Genomic DNA, 20649 nt, shown 5'->3' with positions numbered 1-20649 from the left:
CCGATGGACCCTCGTCAGAAAGGCAGCCCCACCTGTGACTGCGATTCCCCAGGGCCGCACCCGCCGGACCGGACTGCTGGGCGCGATGTGCGCCCTGGTCGTGACGGGAACGGGCCTGACAGGGTGCAGTGAGGACCCCGACGCCGGCACCAACGGCGTCGGCAAGCTGTCAGCGGAGCAGATCCAGACGAAGACCAAAGCGGCTGCCCAGTCCGCTGACACGGTACGTCTCTCAGGAAACGTGGTCACCAGCGGGCGCACTTACAAACTCGACATGCGTCTCAAGTCCGACGGCGGCTCGGGTTCGGTCACCTCCGAGGGGGCCACCTTCCGGCTGCTGCGGATCGGTGAGCAGCTCTATCTCAAGGCCGACGCCGAGTTCTGGGGACAGCAGGACGGCAAGGGCGACTCCGGCGCGGACACGGCCGCCGCCGACAAGCTCGACGACAAGTTCGTGAAGGTGCCGCAGGGCGACCCCTCGTACAAGAAGTTCAGCGGCTTCACCGACAAGGACGTCCTCCTGGCGGGCCTGCTGACCCTCCACGGCGAGCTGTCCACCGACGGCCACCACGAGCAGTCCGGCGTCCGCACGATCCGTATCACCGGCGACGACGGCTCCGGCGGCAAGCTGGACGTCTCCCTGGAGGGGCAGCCGTATCCGCTGCGCCTGGAGCGCGCGGGCGGCGCGGGCACGCTGACCTTCTCGGGCTGGGGCACGTCCTTCACGCTGGAGAAGCCGGACAAGGACGAGACGGTGGATTACGGCAAGCAGCTGCCGACGTCCTGACTACTTCCGCTTGCGCCGCTTCAGCAGCAGCTTCGGAAGTCCCGCGGGGATCGGTCGGCGGGTCGTGGCCGTCGTGGGGACCGGCGCCTCGGCCAGATCCCCGTCGGGCAGCGGCAGCGTCGACCCCGTCGGCTCAAGGCGCAGCACCCGGCACTCGCGCGCCCAGCGCCCCGTCATCGCCTCGCCGTCGGGCGCGTTGAGCCGCTTGCCCTTGAGCTCGGCGACCGCCGCGTCCCAGGTCTCGGACCCGGCGGACAGCTCGACCACCTTCGCCGTCCAGGCCACCAGACGCCCGCCCTTGTCCTTGCTGCGGACGGTCACCTCGGCCTCGCTCCCGTCGGTGAGCCCCGGCAGCGGCTGCTCGCCCGGCCCGTCGCCGACCAGACACAGGGCACCCTCGTGCCACACGTGCCAGAGCGCGCGGGCCGGACCCTCGGGACCCCTGACCCAGACGAGGCCGGACTTCTTCGTGGCCTCCTCGACGAGGGCCTGGTCGAGCAGCTCGCTTGTCATGCGCCCAGCCTAGCGAGCCGTGGTCACAGCCAGCCGTTGCGCTTCAGCGTCCGGTGGATACCGAGGCAGATGACGCCGGTGATCATCATGATCACGGGGTAGCCGTACCGCCAGTGCAGCTCGGGCATGTGCTCGAAGTTCATGCCGTACACACCGCACACCATCGTCGGTACGGCGATGATGGCCGCCCACGAGGTGATCTTCCGCATGTCCTCGTTCTGGGCGACGGACGCCTGTGCGAGGTTGGCCTGGAGGATCGAGTTGAGGAGTTCGTCGAAGCCGATGACCTGCTCCTGGACGCGGGCGAGGTGGTCGGCGACGTCCCGGAAGTACTTCTGGATGTCGGGGTCGATGAGCCGCATCGGCCGCTCGCTCAGCAGCTGCATGGGACGCAGGAGCGGCGAGACGGCCCGCTTGAACTCCAGGACCTCACGCTTGAGTTGGTAGATCCGGCCGGCGTCCGTGCCGCGCGGCGAGCCCTTGCGCCCCGGCGAGAAGACCTCCGTCTCCACCTCGTCGATGTCGTCCTGCACCGCGTCGGCTACCGCGATGTACCCGTCCACGACATGGTCGGCGATCGCGTGCAGGACGGCGGAGGGGCCCTTGGAGAGCAGCTCGGGGTCGTCCTGGAGGCGGTGGCGCAGAGCCCGCAGGGAACCCTGGCCGCCGTGCCGGACGGTGATGAAGAAGTCCCGTCCGGTGAAGCACATGACCTCGCCGGTCTCGACGATCTCGCTGTTGGCGTCGAACTGCTCGTGCTCGACGTAGTGGATGGTCTTGAAGACGGTGAAGAGGGAGTCGTCGTAGCGCTCCAGCTTGGGCCGCTGATGGGCCTGCACAGCGTCCTCCACGGCCAGCGGGTGCAGCCCGAACTCGCTTGCGATACCGGAGAATTCGGCCTCGGTCGGCTCGTGCAGCCCGATCCACACGAAGCCCCCGTCGCGGCGCACCTGACGCATCGCCTCGTGCGGCGTCAGCGCCGTCGGCGTCTCGACGCGGGCACCGTCGCGGTAGACGGCGCAGTCGACGACGGCCGAGGGCGTACCGGGGTCACGGGTGGTGTCGTAATCGGTGCCGCTGCTCTTGCGCAGCGAGACACGGGAGGGGCGGACCACGGCACGCAGGTCGCGGATCATCGACATGGCGGGCTCCTTCGCTACAGGCAACGAAAAGCCGCTTCAAGGGCTGGAACTGCCCGGAATGAGGACGTCCTGACTGCGGATGTTTGGCACGTCCACAAAGCGGGGAGCACCGCACCATTGCGGTAGCGGGTTTCGCTGCTGATACAGATCAAACAGATCAGACAAAACGAGACGAAGTGCTCTTCCGATGGTGAAGACGCGAGCGTGAGAGGCGGCGATCGGCCGAAGGCGGATCAGCTACATCAGTGGCCGGAAGAGCGAGTGGTACTACCAGGTCGACTTCGATCCATGACAGCCCCACCTCCTCCGGCCGGTCCCTCGTAAGGGACGATCCATTCCCCGTAGGGGGAGTCTCACGGCGTCGGGACTCGATAGCGACGCTTCTGCGTGCTGCCCCGAACCACCGGCAAAGAGTATCAGCCGACTGAATAGTCAAGGCGCTGCTTTGCCCGGTACTGACGAGTTCTATGCTCGCGGCATGGCTGATGTTCTTCCTCTGGTCGAGGCCCGGTTGCGTACGGCGCTGGGCGAACCGGACGCGCGCGCCGCGGTCACCTTCCTCGGCACGGACCGCGTCGAGGTGCTGCGTTTCCAGGAGGGCGACATCGTCCGCTACGCCACGCTCGGCATGTCCGCGCAACCGATGGGTGACCCTACCGCGATGCTCGCCGACCCGGTCAAGGGACCGCGCGCCGAGCTGGTCCTCTCTGTACGGACCGGCCTCGCCGACACCGACAAGGTGCTCCGCCCGCTCGCCGTACTCGCCGCGTCCCCGCAGGTCGAGGGCGTGATCGTGGCCCCCGGCGCCTCCCTCGACGTAGGCGAACCCCTGTGGCCCGGCGCCCCGTTCACCTCGGTCCTGGTGGCCGAACCGGGCGGCCTGGTCGAGGATCTGGAGCTCGACGAGCCCATGGACCCGGTCCAGTTCCTGCCGCTGCTGCCCATGACCCCGAACGAGGCCGCCTGGAAGCGCGTCCACGGTGCTCAGGCCCTCCAGGAGCGCTGGCTGACGAACGGGACGGACCTCCGGGATCCGTCCCGGAAGTCCGTCCCGCTGGAGTGACTGATCTCACCAACCGGTGGCTGAAAAGCGTCAGTTGGCGAAGACGGCCACGCTGTCCTCCGTAGCGTGCTTCGACTCCAGCTCTTCCGCCTCGTGAGTGAGCGCGTTCCGTCGTACGAGCACCACGAGCGCGCCGAGGACGGCGGTCACCGCCGCCACCACGAACGGGATGTGGATGTCGCTCCACTCCTCGATCTTCGGCGCGAAGTAGGGCGCCGCGGCGGCCGCGAACCAGCGCACGAAGTTGTAACCGGCGCTCGCCACCGGGCGCGGCGCGTCCGACACGCCGAGCGCCAACTCCGTGTAGACGGTGTTGTTCACCCCGATGAACGCGCCGGAGAGGATCGTGCAGACGATCGCGGTGGTGTGGCTGCCGTAGCCGAGGGCGAGTACGTCGACGGCGAGCAGGACGAGCGAGCCGCCGAGCACCTTCAGCGAGCCGAAGCGCCGTTGCAGACGTGGTGCCACGAGCACCGAGAACACGGCGAGCAGCACGCCCCAGGCGAAGAACACGGCACCCGACTTGTACGGGGTCATGTCCAGCACGAACGGCGTGAAGGCCAGCACGGTGAAGAACGTGTAGTTGTAGAAGAACGCCGAGGCGGCGGCGGAGGCGAGGCCGCCGTGGCCGAGGGCCTTGATGGGGTCGAGCAGTGAGGTCTTGCGGGCCGGCCTGGGCTGTTCCTTCAGGAACACCGTGATGCACAGGAAGCCGATGGCCATCAGGAAGGCCGTGCCGAAGAACGGGTAGCGCCAGCTGGCGTCACCGAGCAGCGCGCCCAGCAGCGGGCCGCACGCCATGCCGAGGCCGAGCGCCGACTCGTACAGCAGGATCGCCGCGGCGCTCCCGCCCGCCGCCGCGCCGACGATGACGGCGAGGGCCGTCGAGACGAAGAGGGCGTTGCCGAGGCCCCAGCCCGCACGGAAGCCGACGAGTTCGGCGACCGAGTCCGAGGTGCCCGCGAGGCCGGCGAAGACGACGACGAACGCGAGGCCGAGCAGCAGGGTCTTGCGGCCGCCGATGCGGCTGGAGACGAAGCCGGTGACCAGCATCGCGACGGCGGTGATGAGGAAGTACGAGGTGAAGAGCAGGGAGACCTGGCTGGCGGTGGCGTCGAGCCCCTGGGCGATGGACGGGAGGATCGGGTCCACCAGTCCGATGCCCATGAAGGCGACGACGGAGGCACCGGCCGTGGCCCAGACCGCCTTGGGCTGTCGCAGGAGGCTGCCCGCTCCCGCGTCGAAGGCGTCCATGGTTTCTCCAATTCCGGCGAGGAGATGGTTGGTATATGCACATAGTAAGTTAGGGCTGCTAATTAATGCAAGCTACATCTACTTTCCCCTGGTGAGGCCGCGGCGAGCCGGTTCCGCCCGGACGGGTGATCGTCCTTGACGTGGCGGAGAAGGGGTAGGACCGTGGGGCCCTATGAGGGGCGAACCCAGTTGCCCGAAGTGTGGTGGCCGGGTCAGGGCTCCCGGACTCTTCGCCGACACCTGGCAGTGCGATGTGCACGGGACGGTGCATCCGCTCCAGCCGGTGATCCCGCCCAGCGTCGAGGCTCTCGGCGTCGTGGTGCACCGCACGCAGGTACCGGTGTGGATGCCGTGGCCACTGCCGGTCGGCTGGCTTTTCACGGGTGTGGGCTGCGCGGGCGACGATCGCAGCGGGGGCCGGGCGACGGCCGTGGCATGCACGGGTCCGGGGCCGCTCGGCGGTATCGGGGAGCTGATCCTGGTCGCCGAGGAACTCGGTGTGGGGCTCGGGGCGCGGTACGCGGGGATCGACGGGCCGGATCCGGGACCGTACATGAGCGTCGAGAAACCGCCGCAGGCGAAGGTGCTTGCCGCCGGGCGGCCCACGCCGCTGTGGCATGTCTCCGGGACGCCGGACGATCGGGCGGTCTTCGCGGGTGAGGCTCGTGGGTTGTGGCTGTGGGCGGTTGTCTGGCCCGAGCAGTCGGGGTTGTTGATGTACGACGAGCTGGTGCTGACGGATCTGCGGGATGCGGGGGCGGAGGTGGAGTTGGTGCCCTGCGGGGCGTTGTCGCCGCGCTTGCTTGAGCCGTAGCGCCTACGGGGTGGGGGCTACGGGTGCGTTGGCGGCTGCGGGTTGTCTGTGGCTTGTCTGTGGCTTGTCGCGCAGTTCCCCGCGCCCCTGGGTGGGTCTGTGTAAAGGTCTCTCGCAGGTTTCGGGTGTGACAGGGGTTCTTGAAAATCCGGTTATCCTTGAGCCGTCCCTTGTGTCCCGTCAGTGTCTGGAGTTCGTGTCGTGCGTGTTGATCTGCACACCCACTCCACGGCTTCCGATGGCACGGACACGCCCGCTGAGCTGGTGCGCAATGCCGCCGCCGCTGGGCTGGACGTTGTCGCGCTGACCGATCACGACACCACGCGTGGGTATGCCGAGGCGATCGCCGCGCTGCCGGAGGGGCTCACGCTTGTCACCGGGGCCGAGTTGTCCTGTCGTATCGACGGTGTGTCCATGCACATGCTGGCCTACCTCTTCGACCCCGAGGAGGCGGAGCTGCTCGCCGAGCGGGAGCTGGTGCGGGACGACCGGGTGCCGCGGGCGCGGGGCATGGTCGCCAAGCTCAACGAGCTGGGTGTGCCCATCACTTGGGACCAGGTGATGCGGATCGCCGGGGACGGGTCCGTGGGGCGGCCGCATGTCGCCACCGCGCTCGTCGAGCTCGGGGTCGTATCGACCGTGAGCGACGCCTTCACCGAGGAGTGGCTCGCCGACGGCGGGCGGGCCTTCGTGGAGAAGCACGAGACCGACCCCTTCGAGGCGATCCGGCTGGTCAAGGCCGCGGGCGGGGTCACCGTCTTCGCGCACCCGGGCGCCAGCAAGCGCGGGCGTACGGTGCCGGAGTCCGCGATCGTCGAGATGGCCGCGGCCGGGCTCGACGGTATCGAGGTCGACCACATGGACCACGACGACGAGACACGGGCCGGGCTGCGCGGGCTCGCCGCCGAGCTGGGGCTGCTGGTCACGGGCTCCTCCGACTACCACGGCAGCCGCAAGACCGTCACGCTCGGCGAGTACCGGACCGACCCCGAGGTGTACGGCGAGATCACCCGGCGTGCCACCGGCGCGTTCCCGGTGCCCGGGACCGGCGGAGCGTGAGACTCGCTCTCGCGTCCACCTGATCTCTTTTTCTTTTCTCCTCGCAAGGCTTCCCTGTGTTCGACGCTGCCGTTTTCGGCTCCCTGTTCCTGACCCTGTTCGTCATCATGGATCCCCCCGGGATCACCCCGATCTTCCTGGCGCTGACCTCCGGCCGGCCCGCCAAGGTGCAGAAGCGGATGGCCTTCCAGGCCGTCTGTGTCGCCGGCGGTGTCATCACCGTCTTCGGGCTCCTCGGGCACCAGATCCTCGACTATCTGCATGTCTCCGTCCCCGCGCTGATGATCGCGGGCGGACTGCTGCTCCTGCTGATCGCCCTGGACCTGCTGACCGGCAAGACCGACGAGCCCAAGCAGACCAAGGACGTCAATGTGGCGCTGGTACCGCTGGGCATGCCGCTGCTGGCCGGGCCGGGTGCGATCGTGTCGGTCATCCTCGCCGTGCAGAAGGCCGACAGCGTCGCCACTCAGGTGTCGGTGTGGGCGGCGATCCTCGCCATCCATGTCGTGCTGTGGCTGGTGATGCGCTACTCGCTGCTGATCATCCGGGTCATCAAGGACGGCGGTGTGGTCCTGGTGACCCGGCTCGCGGGCATGATGCTCTCCGCGATCGCCGTACAGCAGATCATCAACGGCATCACCCAGGTGATCCAGGGGAGCTGATCCCCGTGGCCGGACAGCGCAGAGCCCCCGTACGACATCGTTGCCGTACGGGGGCTCTGAAGCCTGGGTGATGCTTCGTATGTGTTACGAGGCCGCGGCCTCGGTCGGGCGGATCCAGAGTCGCTGGCCTATCGAGGCGGCCTGCTGAACGATCCGATTGACGGAGGCGGCGTCCACAACGGTGCTGTCCACGGGCGTGCCGTCGACGTCGTCGAGTCGCATGATTTCGAAGCGCATGGGCTTCTCCCTTCGTCTGGTCATCCTCCTGCGGAGAATTACTGCGTACGTAGGTAGTCAACGGGGTGCGCGTTACAAACATTCCCTACGCTAAAGAAATTTTTCGAACAGCTAACTACTGACCGGTAAGCGACTCTCCGCCGCCTCTTCGGAGACCGACCGGGACCGGTTGTGTTCGCAGCGTGACCGCCGGGACAATGGAGGCGATGAACGACGACCTCGCGGCCCTCACCGCCCGCATCGACCACACCAACGAGCTGCTGACGCGCATGCTCGCCGAGGTGGCGAAGACGCCCTCGACCCATGCGATCTTCGTCGACGCGGGGTATCTGTACGCGGCCGCGGGCCGCCTGGTCGCCGGGACCGAGGACCGCCGGGCCTTCGACCTGGACGCCGAGGGGCTGATCGAGGCGCTCATCGACAAGGCCCGCACGATCTTCGCCGACAGCAGGCTGCTGCGGGTCTACTGGTACGACGGCGCCCGGCGGCGTATCCACACCGCCGAGCAGCAGACGATCGCCGAGCTTCCGGACGTCAAGGTGCGGCTGGGCAATCTCAACGCCAACAACCAGCAGAAGGGCGTCGACTCACTGATCAGGACCGATCTGGAGTCCCTCGCCCGGCACCGGGCGATCAGCGACGCGGCCCTGCTCGGCGGCGACGAGGACCTGGTCTCGGCGGTCGAGGCGGCCCAGGGGTACGGAGCCCGCGTCCACCTGTGGGGCATCGAGGCGCCCGAGGGACGCAACCAGGCCGAGCCGCTGCTCTGGGAGGTCGACAGCCAGCGCGTCCTCGACCTCGACTTCTTCAAGCCGTACGTGTCACGGCGTACGTCCGCCGCCTACGAGGCCTCGGCGAACCGGCCCAGTCGCGAGGACGTCCGCTTCGTGGGCGCCCAGATCGCGGCGAAGTGGCTGGCGGCGCGGGGGCGGGAGACGGTGGGGGAGCTGCTGCCCGGGCATCCGTATCTGCCGGGGTCGGTGGACCAGGATCTGCTGGTGGAGGCGGAGGGGCTGTTGCAGTACTCGCTGCGGGGGCAGGCGGATCTGCGGCGGGCGCTGCGGGACGGGTTCTGGGAGCACTTGCAGGGGCAGTACTAGCGGTTCTTCGCCGCCCGGCCCTAACGGGGCGACCGGGTGCCGTCCCAGAAGTCGGCTATCGCGCGGGCCGTCTCCAGGGGGCGGTCCGTGTTGGGGGAGTGCTCGGCGCCGGGGATCACGGTCCTGCGGGCCCGCAGACGGACGGCCATGTGGTCGAGCAGCGGTACCGGCCAGGTGTCGTCGTGCGAGCCGGACAGCACGTGGAACGGCAGCGGTGCGGCGGCCAGTTCGGCCACCCGGTCCGGCTCGGCGCACAACTGGCGGCCGGTGGCGATGAGTTGGGCGGGCTTGTTGCCCATCCAGCGCCGGCGCAGGTCCTCCCGGTCGTCGAGCCCGGAGTCCAACTCACCTCCGGTGTCGGTCTCCTCGGGCGGTTCCATGGCCTGGATCGCGTCCCACACCTCCGCCATGCTCATCACGGTCAGCGCGTCCCGGAGCAGCTTCACGCGCTGCTGCTGGGAGCCGGAGATCTGGGCGGGGCCCGAGGACATGAGGGTGAGGGAGCGGAAGGGGGCGGGGTCCAGGAGGACGGCGGCCCGCGCGATCTGCCCGCCGAGGGAGTGCCCGAGGAGATGCACGGGTCCGTCGAGGGCCGCGGCCTGTGCCAGCACGTCCTTCGCCAACTCGTCCTGCGCGTACGCCGATTCATCGTCCGCCGGGCCGTCGGACTCGAACTGCCCCCGTCCGTCCACCGCGACCGTCCGGTACCCGCGCGCCGCGAGCGGCACATGCAGCGGGTTGAAGTCCTCCTTGCTGCCGGTGAACCCGGGCAGCAGCAGCGCGGTCCCCCTGGGCGCGACGCCGTCCGCCGCGGGCGCGTCGACGACGGCGAACTCACCGCGAGCGGTACGCAGGGAGTGGGCGCGGGCGCCGGGGGGTGGCGCGAAGGTGGGGGGCCTGCTCATGCCATGAGGCTATCCGGAGGGGCGGGCGGAGGGCGGGGGTGGTGGTGTGAGGTGGGCCATGCGGGTGCACTGCGGGGTGTGACGGGGCGGGGCGGGCAGCGTGGGGGGCTGGGGTGGAGGGGGCGGTGCAGCGCGGTGCCAGCGAAGCGCGGTGCCGGTGACGCGAGTGGGCCGGGGTGGAGGGGCGGGTGCGGCGCGGTTCGTGTGAAGCGGGCCGGTGCGGCGTGGTTCGTGTGAAGTGGGTGGGCGAGGGAGGCGGCTGTCTTGCTGCTCCGCCATGCGGGTGGGTGAGCTGCGGGGCGGGTTGGTGAGGCGGCGGTCTCGCGGCTGGGCCACGTGGGTGGGTGAGCTGGGCTCGTGCTTCAGGTGGGCGCCGGAACGCCGATGGCCCGGCCCACGTGATGTGGGCCGGGCCATCGGGTGAGCGGTCAGCTCTCCGTGGACTCCGCGGCGGCCGTGACCTTGCGGGTGCGGCGGCGCGGCTTGGCCTCCGGCTCCTCGGCGGCCTGGGCCGGGATGTCGGCGGCTGCGGCCGTCTTCCGCGCGCGAGCCGGCTTGGCCTCGGTGGCTGCGGCCGTCTTGCGGGTGCGGCGCGGCTTGGTCTCCGTGCCCTCGGCCGTGTCGACCGAGGTCTCGGCGGCCGCGGCCGTCTTGCGCGTACGGCGCGGCTTGGCCTCGGTGACCTCCGGAGCCGCAGCGGCTTCGACGGTCTCGGCGACCTTGCGGGTGCGCCGGGTCCGGGGCTTGGCCTCCGCGGCCTCGGCGGTGTCGACCACTGCCTCGGCTGCCTCGGCGACCTTGCGCGTACGGCGGCGCGGCGCGGCGGCGGGGGCCTCGGCCGTGTCGACCGCGGTCTCGGCGGCAGCCGCCGTCTTGCGGGTGCGGCGCGGCTTGGTCTCCGTGCCCTCGGCCGTGTCCACCGCGGTCTCCGCGGCGGCGGCCGTCCTGCGCGTACGGCGCGGCTTGGCCTCCGGCTCCTCCGTGGTCTGTGCCGGGATCTCGGCGACAGTCGCGGCGGGCTCGGCGACCTTGCGGGTACGGCGGGTCCGGGGCTTGGCCTCGGCGGCCTCGGCCGTGTCGACCACGGTCACGGCGGTGGCGGCCGTCTTGCGCGTACGTCGCGGCTTGGTCTCCACGGCCTCGGCGGTGTCGACGGCGGCTTCGGGAGCGGCGGCGGCCTTGCGGGTGCGGCGCGGCTTGGCCTCCGTGCCTTCCGCCGTGTCCACCGCGGCCTCGGCGGCGGCAGCCGTCTTGCGGGTACGGCGACGCGGCGCGGCGACGGGGGCCTCGGCGTCGACGACCTCGACGGCGACCGTCTCGGCGGCCGCCTTGCGGGTCCGGCGGCGGGGCTTCGTCTCGGTGACCTCGGCGACGGGCGCCTCGGGCTCCTTGACCTCCGCGACGACCTCGGTCGCCTCGACGGTGACCGGCGTCTCGACGGCGGCGGTCTCCGTGGACCTACGGGTCCGGCGGCGGCGCGGCTTGGTCTCCGCGGCCTCGGCCGTGTCGACCGCGACCTCCGCGGCCTCGGACGTCGTGGCCGTGGTCGGCACCGACTCCAGAGAGGCCGCTCCGTTACGGGTGCGGCGACGACGGCGCGGGGTGCGGGGCGAGGACGCGTCCTCGGACACCGCGGTCTCCTCCGGCGCGGTCGTCTCCACCGGTGCGGCGGTCCCGTCCAGCGGGGTGCCATTGCGCGTACGACGGCGACGGCGCGGCGTACGGGCCGGGCGCTCGCTGTCGGCGGAACGGGACTCGTCCCGGCCACCACGGCCACCCCGGTCGTTGCGGTCACCGCGACCGCGGCCACCACGGCCACCGGTCTCGCCCAGGTCCTCGAGCTCCTCCGCCTCAAGCCCCGCGCGGGTGCGCTCGGCTCGCGGCAGGACACCCTTGGTGCCCGCGGGGATGTTCATCTCCTCGTAGAAGTGCGGGGAGGTGGAGTATGTCTCCGGCGGGTCGTTGAAGTTGAGCTCCAGCGCCTTGTTGATCAGCTGCCAGCGCGGGATGTCGTCCCAGTCGACGAGGGTGATCGCGATGCCCTTCGCACCCGCGCGGCCGGTACGGCCGATGCGGTGCAGGTACGTCTTCTCGTCCTCGGGGGACTGGTAGTTGATGACGTGCGTGACGCCCTCGACGTCGATACCGCGGGCGGCGACGTCGGTGCAGACGAGGACGTCCACCTTGCCGTTGCGGAAGGCCCGCAGCGCCTGCTCGCGCGCGCCCTGGCCGAGGTCGCCGTGGACCGCGCCGGCGGCGAAGCCGCGCTGCTTGAGCTGGTCGGCGAGGTCGGCGGCGGTGCGCTTGGTGCGGCAGAAGACCATGGCCAGTCCCCGGCCGTCGGACTGCAGTATGCGCGCGACCATCTCGGGCTTGTCCATGTTGTGCGCGCGGTAGACGAACTGCGCGGTGTTGCGCACCGTCTGGCCCTCGTCGTCCGGCGCGGTGGCGCGGATGTGCGTGGGCTGCGACATGTAGCGGCGCGCGAGACCGATGACCGCGCCCGGCATGGTCGCCGAGAACAGCATGGTCTGACGTCGGGCCGGCAGCAGGTTGATGATCTTCTCGACGTCGGGCAGGAAGCCCAGGTCGAGCATCTCGTCGGCCTCGTCCAGGACGAGTGCCTTGATGTGCTTGAGGCTGAGCTTCTTCTGGCCCGCGAGGTCCAGCAGCCGGCCCGGGGTGCCGACGATCACGTCGACGCCCTTCTTGAGGGCCTCGACCTGCGGCTCGTACGCCCGGCCGCCGTAGATGGCGAGAACGCGTACGTTGCGGACCTTGCCCGCGGTCAGGAGGTCGTTGGTGACCTGCTGGCACAGCTCGCGCGTGGGGACGACGACGAGGGCCTGCGGGGCGTCGGTGAGGTCCTCGGGCTTCGCGCGGCCGGCCTCGACATCGGCGGGGACGGTGACGCGCTCGAGGAGCGGGAGGCCGAAGCCCAGCGTCTTGCCGGTGCCGGTCTTGGCCTGGCCGATGACGTCCGTGCCGGAAAGGGCGACGGGGAGCGTCATCTCCTGGATGGGGAAGGGGTTGATGATGCCGACGGCCTCAAGGGCCTCGGCGGTCTCGGGAAGGATTCCGAGATCTCTGAACGTCGTAGTCAGGGTTTTGCCTCTTCTGTGTGCGCGGTGCGAGGCGAGCTCGGGGGTCGTCTAGGACCGTGCTGGGGACGTCGACTGCCTTACGGGCTAGCCGTAACGGCACGGGACCTCTGCCGACGCTCAAGCGCTCGAACCGCTGAGGGTCCCTCCGGATGCCGTACGCACAGTGCCGTACGGCCAAGGAGAGCTGTCAGGTCGGAGCCGATCGGGCCACCGACCGGGCATCCTCATACGTGCGGCCTGTGGAGATACGCAGTCCTCATGGACGTGCGTACTCAGCAGGCGCATTACCACCATACCCCGGAAACGCGCACATGCGATGGCCGATTTGGTCACGTAGTCGTCGTCACACTGCTTCACCAGGGACTTCCGCCGCGCGGGGAGCGGGCTATTGTGCGCTTCATGACGACGCCTGACAACACCTCCGACGCTTCTGCCGAACCCACCGGAGTCGCCGCCCAGGACTGGGCGAAGGCCTCCGCCGATCCGCAGTACCGGGCCGCTGTCGTGGACCTGCTCGGCGCGCTCGCGTACGGGGAGCTGGCGGCGTTCGAGCGGCTCGCGGAGGACGCCAAGCTGGCGCCGACGCTGGCGGACAAGGCGGAGCTGGCCAAGATGGCGTCGGCGGAGTTCCACCACTACGAGAAGCTGCGCGACCGGCTGACCGAGATCGGCGCGGAGCCGACGGAGGCCATGGAGCCGTTCGTCGCCGCGCTCGACGGCTTCCACCGGCAGACGGCGCCCTCGGACTGGCTGGAGGGGCTCGTCAAGGCGTATGTCGGCGACTCGATCGCCAGTGACTTCTACCGTGAGGTCGCGGCGCGGCTGGACTCGGACACGCGTGAGCTGGTCCTGGCGGTGCTGGACGACACCGGGCATGCCGGGTTCGCCGTGGAGAAGGTACGGGCGGCGATCGATGCCGATCCGCGTGTGGGTGGGCGTCTCGCGCTGTGGGCCCGGCGTCTCATGGGTGAGGCCCTGTCGCAGTCGCAGCGGGTGGTCGCGGACCGGGACGCGTTGTCGACGATGCTCGTGGGCGGGGTGGCCGACGGGTTCGATCTGGCCGAGGTCGGGCGGATGTTCTCGCGGATCACGGAGGCGCACACGAAGCGGATGGCTGCGCTGGGGTTGGCGGCCTAGCGCTCTGTGAGGGGCGGTTTCGGCTGCTTCGCGGCCGCGGGCCGGTGGGGGCTTGTCGCGCCGTTCCCGGCGCCCCTACCGGCGTTGCCCTGAAGGGCGTTGGGGACTTCGGGCCCTACGCCGGTGCCGACCTACGGCGGAATCTTCCCGCGGGGCGGAGCAGGAGCGAGAGGGACGCGGCCGAGACGACCACCGCGCCGATCAGGTTGACCAGGATGCCGCTCGAACCCAGCGCGCTGTGCGTCACGAAGGCGCCGAACAGGGCGCCGGCGACGCCGGTCGCCAGGACCAGGGAGCGGGCGGGTAGGCGGTGGGCCAGCCGGTGGGCTGCCACCGCGGCCAGGACGAGACCGAGCAGTGCGGAGCCGAGCGCTTCCAGCAACATTATTTGGGGTCCCTCCCACACGGTCACGCTGCGCATTGCGGTCGTAGCCCGTCTTACCCGTGACCTGCGGAATGCAATCCTCCTCTGTGGGTGCCTTGTGCTCCATATGTGGAGAAAAAAATCTTGCGGGGCTTTGCTCGTACGACGAGAAGGGCCCGGCGACTCCAAGTCGCCGGGCCCTTCTCGTAGGCGTCGTCTACAGCGCGCCGAAGCCCACCTTGCGCGGAGCCGGCTCGCCGAGCTCCACGTAGGCCAGGCGCTCCGCCGGGACCAGGACCTTGCGGCCGTGCTCGTCCGTGAGGCTCAGCAGCTGCGACTTTCCGGCCAGTGCCTCGGCCACCACACGCTCGACCTCCTCGGCACTCTGACCGCTCTCCAGAACGATCTCGCGGGGCGCGTGCTGCACGCCGATCTTGACCTCCACGGCTATGTCCCTCCGACGGTCAGTGAAGTGCGCGTCCATCCGCGCCGTACCCAGCACACATTAGCCCGGTGAGGGGACGTTCACGCTCCGCGCAAGAACGCCAGGAGCGAACAGCGGGCGGGAACAAAGTGTCGGGTCAGTGGTGATCGATGCCGTGCAGCGGGAAACCGGCGATGCCCCGCCATGCCAGGGACGTCAGCAGCTGGACCGCCTGATCGCGCGGCACGCTGCGGTCGCTGTGCAGCCAGGAGCGGGCCACGACCTGCGCGAGGCCGCCCAGGCCCGAGGCCAGCAGCATCGACTCCGCGCGCGAGAGGCCGGTGTCCTCGGCGATGACCTCGCAGATCGCCTCGGCGCACTCGGTCGTGACCTTGTCGACGCGCTCGCGCACGGCGGGCTCGTTCGTCAGGTCCGATTCGAAGACCAGGCGGAAGGCGCCGCCGTCGTCCTCGACGTACGCGAAGTAGGCGTCCATGGTCGCCCGTACGCGCTGCTTGTTGTCGCTCGTCGAGGCGAGCGCGTGCCGTACGGACTGGATCAGGGACTCGCAGTGCTGGTCCAGCAGTGCGAGATAGAGGTCGAGCTTGCCCGGGAAGTGCTGGTAGAGCACCGGCTTGCTGACTCCGGCCCGCTCAGCGATGTCGTCCATCGCGGCCGAGTGGTAGCCCTGCGCCACGAAGACTTCCTGTGCGGCGCCCAGCAGCTGATTCCGTCGGGCACGGCGCGGCAGGCGCGTACCTCGAGGGCGTGCCGCCTCTGTCTGCTCGATGGCTGTCACGCCGCCTCCCATAAGTCGTCCACTTGCGGTGTGCGCCGCGCCGCCATCGTACTTTTCGGTAACCGTGGTGTGCGCGGTGCGAGCGCAGAATTTCACGTACCGGACGGTGACGAAAGCCCTGCGAAGGTTTCAAAGGGGTACTTACCGGGCAACGCCTGTCGCGCTCCGGCTCAGTGCCACCTCCCGGGGCGTCACCGATAGTCGTCCTCGTCGATCTGGACGACACGGGCCTGTTCGATGAGGTCGGCCTCGTCGGCCTGACCCGTGTCGACGCCGGTCAGCGGGTCGTCGCGCTCCTGGGAGACCTCCGTCTGCTGCTCGGCGGCGTCGCCCTCGGGTGCCTCCACGTCGAGCTCGACGTCACCGCCGCTGTCCTCGAAGGTCTCGGGGTCGCTGGGGTCGTAGGCCATTGCGGGCTCCCTTCCTAGAACGTCCCTGACTGATGCAGGGGGCCACATGCGGGTGCCCTGCGTACGAGCCTAGGAGACACACGATCCGGACGCTATGCGATGTGCGTGGTCTTTGTGACGGCGAACACATGAACCAGTGCGTGATCGTCTCGTAACATTGCCGCATGTCTTCGACCGAGTTGCCGTCCGTACCGGCCGCGAACGTGCTCCCGAAGGTGACACCCGTCAGGGTGGCGGAGGGCGAGCGGCTCAGGTCGGTGGGGTTGCCGGGGATCACGCTCTCGGTGCGTTCGAGACCGCCCGCGCGCGAGGGGCTGCCACCCGCGCTCTACGTCCATGGCCTCGGCGGTTCCTCGCAGAACTGGTCCGCGCTGATGCTGGAGCTCGAGGACGTTCTCGACGGTGAGGCCGTCGACCTGCCCGGGTTCGGGGACTCGCCGCCGCCGGACGACGGCGACTACTCGATCACCGCACACGCGCGTGCGGTGATTCGTTTTCTGGACGCTTCCGGCCGCGGGCCCGTGCACCTCTTCGGCAACTCCCTCGGCGGCGCGGTCTCCACGCGCGTGGCCGCGGTACGCCCCGACCTCGTGCGGACGCTGACACTCGTGTCGCCGGCGCTCCCCGAGATCCGCGTGCAGCGCAGCGCGGTGCCCACCGCGCTCCTCGCGGTGCCCGGCATGGCGGCGCTCTTCACTCGGCTCAGCCGTGACTGGACGGCCGAGCAGCGCGTCCGCGGCGTCACGGCGCTCTGCTACGGCGATCCCGCGCGGGTCTCACCGGAGGGGTTCCGGCACGCCGTCGAGGAGATGGAGCGCCGGCAGCAACTGCCGTACTTCTGGGACGCGATGACCCGTTCCGCGCGCGGTCTGGTCAACGCTTACACGCTCGGCGGGCAGCACGCGCTGTGGCGCCAGGCGGAGCGGGTCCTCGCGCCGACCCTGCTCGTCTATGGCGGACGCGACCAGCTCGTCGGCTATCGCATGGCCCGGAAGGCGGTCCGGTCCTTCCGTGACTCCCGGCTGCTGAGCCTGCCGGAGGCGGGGCATGTGGCGATGATGGAGTATCCGGACACGGTGGCCCGGGCGTTCCGGGAGTTCTTGGCGGACACGGAGGGCCCGGACGGTGGGGGCGCGTCCGTGGGGGCGTCCGGTGATGCGGCCGGGTCCGCGGGTGCCGGTGCGCCCGAGGCCGCGAGCGCGGGGAGCTGAGGGGCGGGGTGGGACGACACAGTCGCCGCCGCGGGTCTGCTTCCAAGAGTGACCCCGCGGACATAACTGCAGGACGAGGTGGGCGGGACGCCGGGGGCGCTCCGGGGCCCCAGGGTGCTTCGCCCCGGCAAGGAGCCGTACGGCCGCCGCAGGGCGCTCCGCCGCGGCAGGGGCCGCCGGCGCCGAGCGGGCCCTCGGTGTACGGGGATCCGGTCTACCGGGCGGTTCCACAGGGAGCTCGGCGGTTCGGGTACGGGACGCCCGCGCAGGGGGTACCCAGGTTCGCCGACGGGACGCCGGCGCAGGGGGTACCGCGGTTCGGGGACGGGACGCCCGCCCGGGGGGTTCCGCGCTTGGCTGACGGGACGCCGGCTCGTGGTGTGCCGAGGTTGGCCGACGGGACGCCTGCGCAAGGTGTGCCGAGGTTCGCGGACGGCACCCCCGCCCATGGTGTGCCGCGCCTTCCCGACGGCACTCCCGCGCACGGCACACCCCGGTTCGCCGACGGCACCCCCCGGGTCCGTGGCGGTCACCCCGAGCAGCGTGAAGCGGGCGGTGCATGGGGTGAGTTGGGGGCGCACGGCATGGCTGCCGCGCCCGGTGTCGCGATACCGCGGCAGCGGCAGGCGCCTCCTGGAGGACCCCGGCGGGCGGGGGCCGCGAGCCCTCGGCAGGACTATCTCGACGCCTTCGGGGACGCGGACGTCTTCGCGCCCCGTTCCCCGCAAGGACCGGCCGACCCGTACGCCTCCGTCACCGACTGGCAGCCCGCTCCGGACGGTGACGACGACGAGCCGCCCACCGGTGAGCCCACGCAGCAGAAGGGCGGCAAGGGGCGGGCCTTCACGGGCATCGCGGCGGCCGCCGTCACCACCGTGCTCGCCATCGTCGTCGCGGGACAGGTGACCGACGGGCGGGACGACGACGCCGTACAGTCGCAATCGGCCACCGACCAGGCGCGGGACGCCCGGGATTCGGCCTCGCGCTCGGACGGGCGGCCGACGCCGTCCTCGTCGCCGAACGTGGCGACGCTGACGTACGAGCAGAAGATGGACCAGACGTACCCCCTCAGCGCGACGCTCGACGGGTCGGGGAAGTTCGACGCGATCAAGGGCATCGACAAGGCGCCCGGCACGGGGCAGAAGTTCACCTACCGGGTGGATGTCGAGCAAGGGCTCGGGCTGGACGGCGAACTGTTCGCCGAAGCCGTGCAGAAGACGCTCAACGACGACCGGAGCTGGGCCCACAACGGGGCCCGTACCTTCGAGCGCGTCTACTCCGGGAAGCCCGACTTCGTGATCACGCTCGCCAGTCCGGGGACGACCGCGGAGTGGTGTGCGAAGTCCGGTCTGGACACCACCGTGGACAACGTGTCCTGCGATTCCGCCTCCACCGAGCGCGTGATGATCAACGCCTATCGGTGGGCGCAGGGGTCCAAGACCTACGGTGATCAAATTCACGCCTACCGGCAGATGCTGATCAATCACGAGGTCGGTCATCGCCTCGGCAACCATCACGTGACCTGCGACAAGGACGGCGAACTCGCCCCGGTCATGCAGCAGCAGACCAAGTTCCTGAACCATGACGGGATCACGTGCAAGGCCAACCCCTGGGCATACCCCGGGAGTTGACGGGCGCCTCTCGCATCGCCCCAGGTGTCGCGTTGACATGCGCAGAAAAGTCGTACATATTGCTGCGCATGTCGCCCCGTCACGCCTCCGTTCGCGCCGCCATAGAGCTGGCGCTCATCGGCGTGACCGCTCTGTGCGTGGCCGACATTCACTGTCGCTGACGTCCGCCCTGAGGCGTTCGCGTCGCGATCTTTTTCCTTTCCCGTGACCTGGTCACGGTTTTTCGACGACCTGACGCCCGGGCAGACTTCTGTTCACTTTCGTCTCACCCCTTGTCTGTCTGTCTCACCATTCGAGAGGTCGTCTCCGATGCGTCAACCGTCCGTAAACAGCGCCGCCGCGTGGCGGGCGGTGTCCGTAGGCCTGGTTCTGGCAGTGGGCGCTGTCGCCTGCGGGCCGGAAGACAACGATGCCAAGGGCTCCGCCGGTGACTCCACGCCCCACAAGGGCGGCACCCTGACGGTCCTGAACTCCAACCCGCAGCAGGACTTCGACCCGGCCCGTCTCTACACCTCCGGCGGCGGAAACGTTCCGTCCCTGGTCTTCCGTACGCTCACCACCCGCAACCGCGAGAACGGTGAGGCCGGTGCCGAGGTCGTCCCGGACCTCGCGACCGACACGGGGCGCCCCAACAAGGACGCGACCGTGTGGACGTACACCCTGAAGAAGGGCCTGAAGTACGAGGACGGCACCGCGATCACGTCCGCCGACATCAAGTACGGCATCGAGCGGTCCTTCGCCCCCGAACTCTCCGGTGGCGCCCCCTATCTGCGGGACTGGCTGGTCGGTGCCGCCGACTACCAGGGCCCGTACAAGGACAAGGGCGGCCTCGACGCGATCGAGACGCCGGACGACCGGACCATCGTCTTCCATCTGAACAAGCCCGAGGGCGAGTTCCCGTACCTGGCCACGCAGACGCAGTTCACGCCGGTGCCGAAGGCCAAGGACACTGGGACGAAGTACGAGGAGCACCCGATCTCGTCCGGCCCGTACAAGGTCGTCAAGAACGAGAACGACGGTGAGCACCTCGTCCTGGAGCGCAACACGCACTGGTCCGCCGCGACGGACGCCGAGCGCAAGGCCTACCCGGACAAGGTCGACGTACGGTCCGGGCTCGACTCCTCCGTGATCAACCAGCGGCTGTCCGCGTCTCAGGGGGCGGACTCGACCGCGGTCACCACGGACACCAACCTCGGACCGGCCGAGCTCGCCAAGGTGACGGGCGACAAGGAGCTGGCCGCGCGCGTCGGCACCGGGCACTTCGGCTACACGAACTACATAGCGTTCAACCCGACGGTCAAGCCGTTCAACAACGTCAAGGTGCGGCAGGCGATCTCGTACGCCATTGATCGCTCGTCGGTGGTCAATGCGGCCGGTGGATCCTCGCTGGCCGAGGCCGCGACCACCTTCCTGCCGAACCAGAAGTCCTTCGGCTACGAGCCCTACGACCTGTTCCCGGCGGGTGACTCCGGCAACGCGGCGAAGGCCAAGGAGCTGCTGAAGGAGGCCGGTTACGCGAACGGGCTCACCATCACGCTGACCCACTCCAACGCCAAGGACTTCGAGACCAGCCCGGAGATCGCGACCGCGATCCAGGACGCGCTCAAGAAGGCCGGTATCACGGTCAAGCTCCAGGGTCTGGAGGACAACGACTACTCCGACAAGATCCACAACGTGAAGACGGAGCCCGGCTTCTTCCTCGCCCACTGGGGTGCGGACTGGCCGTCCGGCGGTCCCTTCCTCGCGCCGATCTTCGATGGTCGACAGATCGTGAAGGACGGTGCGAACTTCAACACGGGCCTGCTCAATGACAAGTCGGTCAATGCTGAGATTGACGCGATCAACAAGTTGACCGATCTTGACGCTGCCGCCAAGCGGTGGGGTGCACTGGACAAGAAGATCGGTGAGCAGGCACTGACCGTGCCGCTGTTCCACCCGGTCTACAAGCGTCTGGTGGGCAAGGACATCAGGAACGTCGTGATCAGCGACTGGACCGGTGTGCTGGACATCTCGCAGGTCGCGGTCAAGTAGCG

21 protein-coding genes are annotated in these 20649 nt (G+C 69.6%); 11 read left to right on the top strand and 10 right to left on the bottom strand.

Going from position 1 to position 20649, the window contains the following annotated elements:
- Nucleotides 1-34 precede the first annotated feature (34 nt).
- Nucleotides 35-787 carry a hypothetical protein gene (locus ACFY0U_RS41030; protein WP_388645003.1) on the top strand — a complete coding sequence of 251 codons (753 nt, stop codon included), beginning with the start codon at nt 35-37 and terminating at the stop codon, nt 785-787.
- Here the strand turns inward: ACFY0U_RS41030 and ACFY0U_RS41025 are convergent, their stop codons facing one another.
- Both ACFY0U_RS41025 and ACFY0U_RS41020 read right to left on the bottom strand, forming a co-directional pair.
- Nucleotides 788-1300: a hypothetical protein gene (locus ACFY0U_RS41025; protein WP_388645001.1), complete on the bottom strand. Its 513-nt coding sequence runs from the start codon at nt 1298-1300 to the stop codon at nt 788-790.
- 23 nt (nt 1301-1323) lie between these two features.
- Nucleotides 1324-2442, bottom strand: a complete 1119-nt coding sequence (locus tag ACFY0U_RS41020) for a magnesium and cobalt transport protein CorA (protein WP_388644999.1) — start codon at nt 2440-2442, stop codon at nt 1324-1326.
- A 478-nt stretch (nt 2443-2920) separates the two neighbouring features.
- Here ACFY0U_RS41020 and ACFY0U_RS41015 point away from each other — a divergent pair, with 478 nt between their 5' ends.
- On the top strand, nt 2921-3505 hold the full coding sequence (locus tag ACFY0U_RS41015; RefSeq protein WP_388644997.1) for a suppressor of fused domain protein: 585 nt from the start codon (nt 2921-2923) through the stop codon (nt 3503-3505).
- Between the two features lie 30 nt (nt 3506-3535).
- Here ACFY0U_RS41015 and ACFY0U_RS41010 read toward each other — a convergent pair whose 3' ends face one another.
- Nucleotides 3536-4759: an MFS transporter gene (locus tag ACFY0U_RS41010; protein WP_388644995.1), complete on the bottom strand. Its 1224-nt coding sequence runs from the start codon at nt 4757-4759 to the stop codon at nt 3536-3538.
- 172 nt (nt 4760-4931) lie between these two features.
- Here ACFY0U_RS41010 and ACFY0U_RS41005 point away from each other — a divergent pair, with 172 nt between their 5' ends.
- The 3 genes from ACFY0U_RS41005 (at nt 4932) to ACFY0U_RS40995 (ending at nt 7294) form a co-directional block, all read left to right on the top strand.
- Nucleotides 4932-5573, top strand: coding sequence for a DUF6758 family protein (locus ACFY0U_RS41005; protein ID WP_388644993.1), 642 nt, complete (start codon nt 4932-4934; stop codon nt 5571-5573).
- A gap of 201 nt (nt 5574-5774) precedes the next feature.
- Nucleotides 5775-6632 carry a PHP domain-containing protein gene (locus ACFY0U_RS41000; protein ID WP_388644991.1) on the top strand — a complete coding sequence of 286 codons (858 nt, stop codon included), beginning with the start codon at nt 5775-5777 and terminating at the stop codon, nt 6630-6632.
- A 56-nt stretch (nt 6633-6688) separates the two neighbouring features.
- Nucleotides 6689-7294 carry a MarC family protein gene (locus ACFY0U_RS40995; RefSeq protein ID WP_388644990.1) on the top strand — a complete coding sequence of 202 codons (606 nt, stop codon included), beginning with the start codon at nt 6689-6691 and terminating at the stop codon, nt 7292-7294.
- Between the two features lie 84 nt (nt 7295-7378).
- On the opposite strand, the gene ACFY0U_RS40990 is transcribed toward ACFY0U_RS40995, so the two are convergent.
- A complete protein-coding gene (locus ACFY0U_RS40990; protein WP_266888363.1) occupies nt 7379-7531 on the bottom strand; it encodes a hypothetical protein in 153 nt (50 codons plus the stop codon).
- Between the two features lie 206 nt (nt 7532-7737).
- Between ACFY0U_RS40990 and ACFY0U_RS40985 the strand changes: the two genes are divergently transcribed.
- The gene (locus tag ACFY0U_RS40985) at nt 7738-8631 is read left to right on the top strand and encodes an NYN domain-containing protein (protein ID WP_388644988.1); all 894 of its coding nucleotides are present in this window, start codon (nt 7738-7740) and stop codon (nt 8629-8631) included.
- A 20-nt stretch (nt 8632-8651) separates the two neighbouring features.
- Here ACFY0U_RS40985 and ACFY0U_RS40980 read toward each other — a convergent pair whose 3' ends face one another.
- Nucleotides 8652-9536, bottom strand: coding sequence for an alpha/beta fold hydrolase (locus ACFY0U_RS40980; RefSeq protein ID WP_388644987.1), 885 nt, complete (start codon nt 9534-9536; stop codon nt 8652-8654).
- A gap of 428 nt (nt 9537-9964) precedes the next feature.
- Nucleotides 9965-12547, bottom strand: coding sequence for a DEAD/DEAH box helicase (locus ACFY0U_RS40975; protein ID WP_388644986.1), 2583 nt, complete (start codon nt 12545-12547; stop codon nt 9965-9967).
- A gap of 492 nt (nt 12548-13039) precedes the next feature.
- On the opposite strand from ACFY0U_RS40975, the gene ACFY0U_RS40970 reads away from it, so the two are divergent.
- Nucleotides 13040-13777 (top strand): ferritin-like fold-containing protein, encoded by a 738-nt coding sequence (locus ACFY0U_RS40970; RefSeq protein WP_388644984.1) that lies wholly within the window; start codon nt 13040-13042, stop codon nt 13775-13777.
- A 115-nt stretch (nt 13778-13892) separates the two neighbouring features.
- Here ACFY0U_RS40970 and ACFY0U_RS40965 read toward each other — a convergent pair whose 3' ends face one another.
- The 4 genes from ACFY0U_RS40965 to ACFY0U_RS40950 form a co-directional block, all read right to left on the bottom strand.
- A complete protein-coding gene (locus ACFY0U_RS40965) occupies nt 13893-14162 on the bottom strand; it encodes a hypothetical protein (protein ID WP_388644982.1) in 270 nt (89 codons plus the stop codon).
- A gap of 196 nt (nt 14163-14358) precedes the next feature.
- Nucleotides 14359-14586 carry a DUF3107 domain-containing protein gene (locus tag ACFY0U_RS40960; protein WP_171146544.1) on the bottom strand — a complete coding sequence of 76 codons (228 nt, stop codon included), beginning with the start codon at nt 14584-14586 and terminating at the stop codon, nt 14359-14361.
- Between the two features lie 136 nt (nt 14587-14722).
- On the bottom strand, nt 14723-15364 hold the full coding sequence (locus ACFY0U_RS40955; protein WP_388644981.1) for a TetR/AcrR family transcriptional regulator: 642 nt from the start codon (nt 15362-15364) through the stop codon (nt 14723-14725).
- Between the two features lie 191 nt (nt 15365-15555).
- Nucleotides 15556-15774, bottom strand: coding sequence for a hypothetical protein (locus ACFY0U_RS40950; RefSeq protein WP_388644979.1), 219 nt, complete (start codon nt 15772-15774; stop codon nt 15556-15558).
- A gap of 164 nt (nt 15775-15938) precedes the next feature.
- Here ACFY0U_RS40950 and ACFY0U_RS40945 point away from each other — a divergent pair, with 164 nt between their 5' ends.
- From ACFY0U_RS40945 to ACFY0U_RS40930, 4 genes are all read left to right on the top strand, one after another.
- On the top strand, nt 15939-16985 hold the full coding sequence (locus ACFY0U_RS40945; protein WP_388644978.1) for an alpha/beta fold hydrolase: 1047 nt from the start codon (nt 15939-15941) through the stop codon (nt 16983-16985).
- Nucleotides 16986-16993: 8 nt separating this feature from the next.
- Nucleotides 16994-18616, top strand: coding sequence for a DUF3152 domain-containing protein (locus tag ACFY0U_RS40940; protein ID WP_388644977.1), 1623 nt, complete (start codon nt 16994-16996; stop codon nt 18614-18616).
- Nucleotides 18617-18684: 68 nt separating this feature from the next.
- Nucleotides 18685-18777: an Ms4533A family Cys-rich leader peptide gene (locus ACFY0U_RS40935; protein ID WP_323185132.1), complete on the top strand. Its 93-nt coding sequence runs from the start codon at nt 18685-18687 to the stop codon at nt 18775-18777.
- A 148-nt stretch (nt 18778-18925) separates the two neighbouring features.
- On the top strand, nt 18926-20647 hold the full coding sequence (locus ACFY0U_RS40930; protein ID WP_388644976.1) for an ABC transporter substrate-binding protein: 1722 nt from the start codon (nt 18926-18928) through the stop codon (nt 20645-20647).
- The last annotated feature ends 2 nt before the right edge of the window (nt 20648-20649 follow it).

The sequence above is a fragment of the Streptomyces sp. NPDC001536 genome (genome assembly GCF_042894505.1).
Classification (GTDB): domain Bacteria; phylum Actinomycetota; class Actinomycetes; order Streptomycetales; family Streptomycetaceae; genus Streptomyces.
The sequence above is the reverse complement of the archived record's forward strand: the minus strand, read 5'-3'. Positions and strand labels throughout refer to the sequence as shown.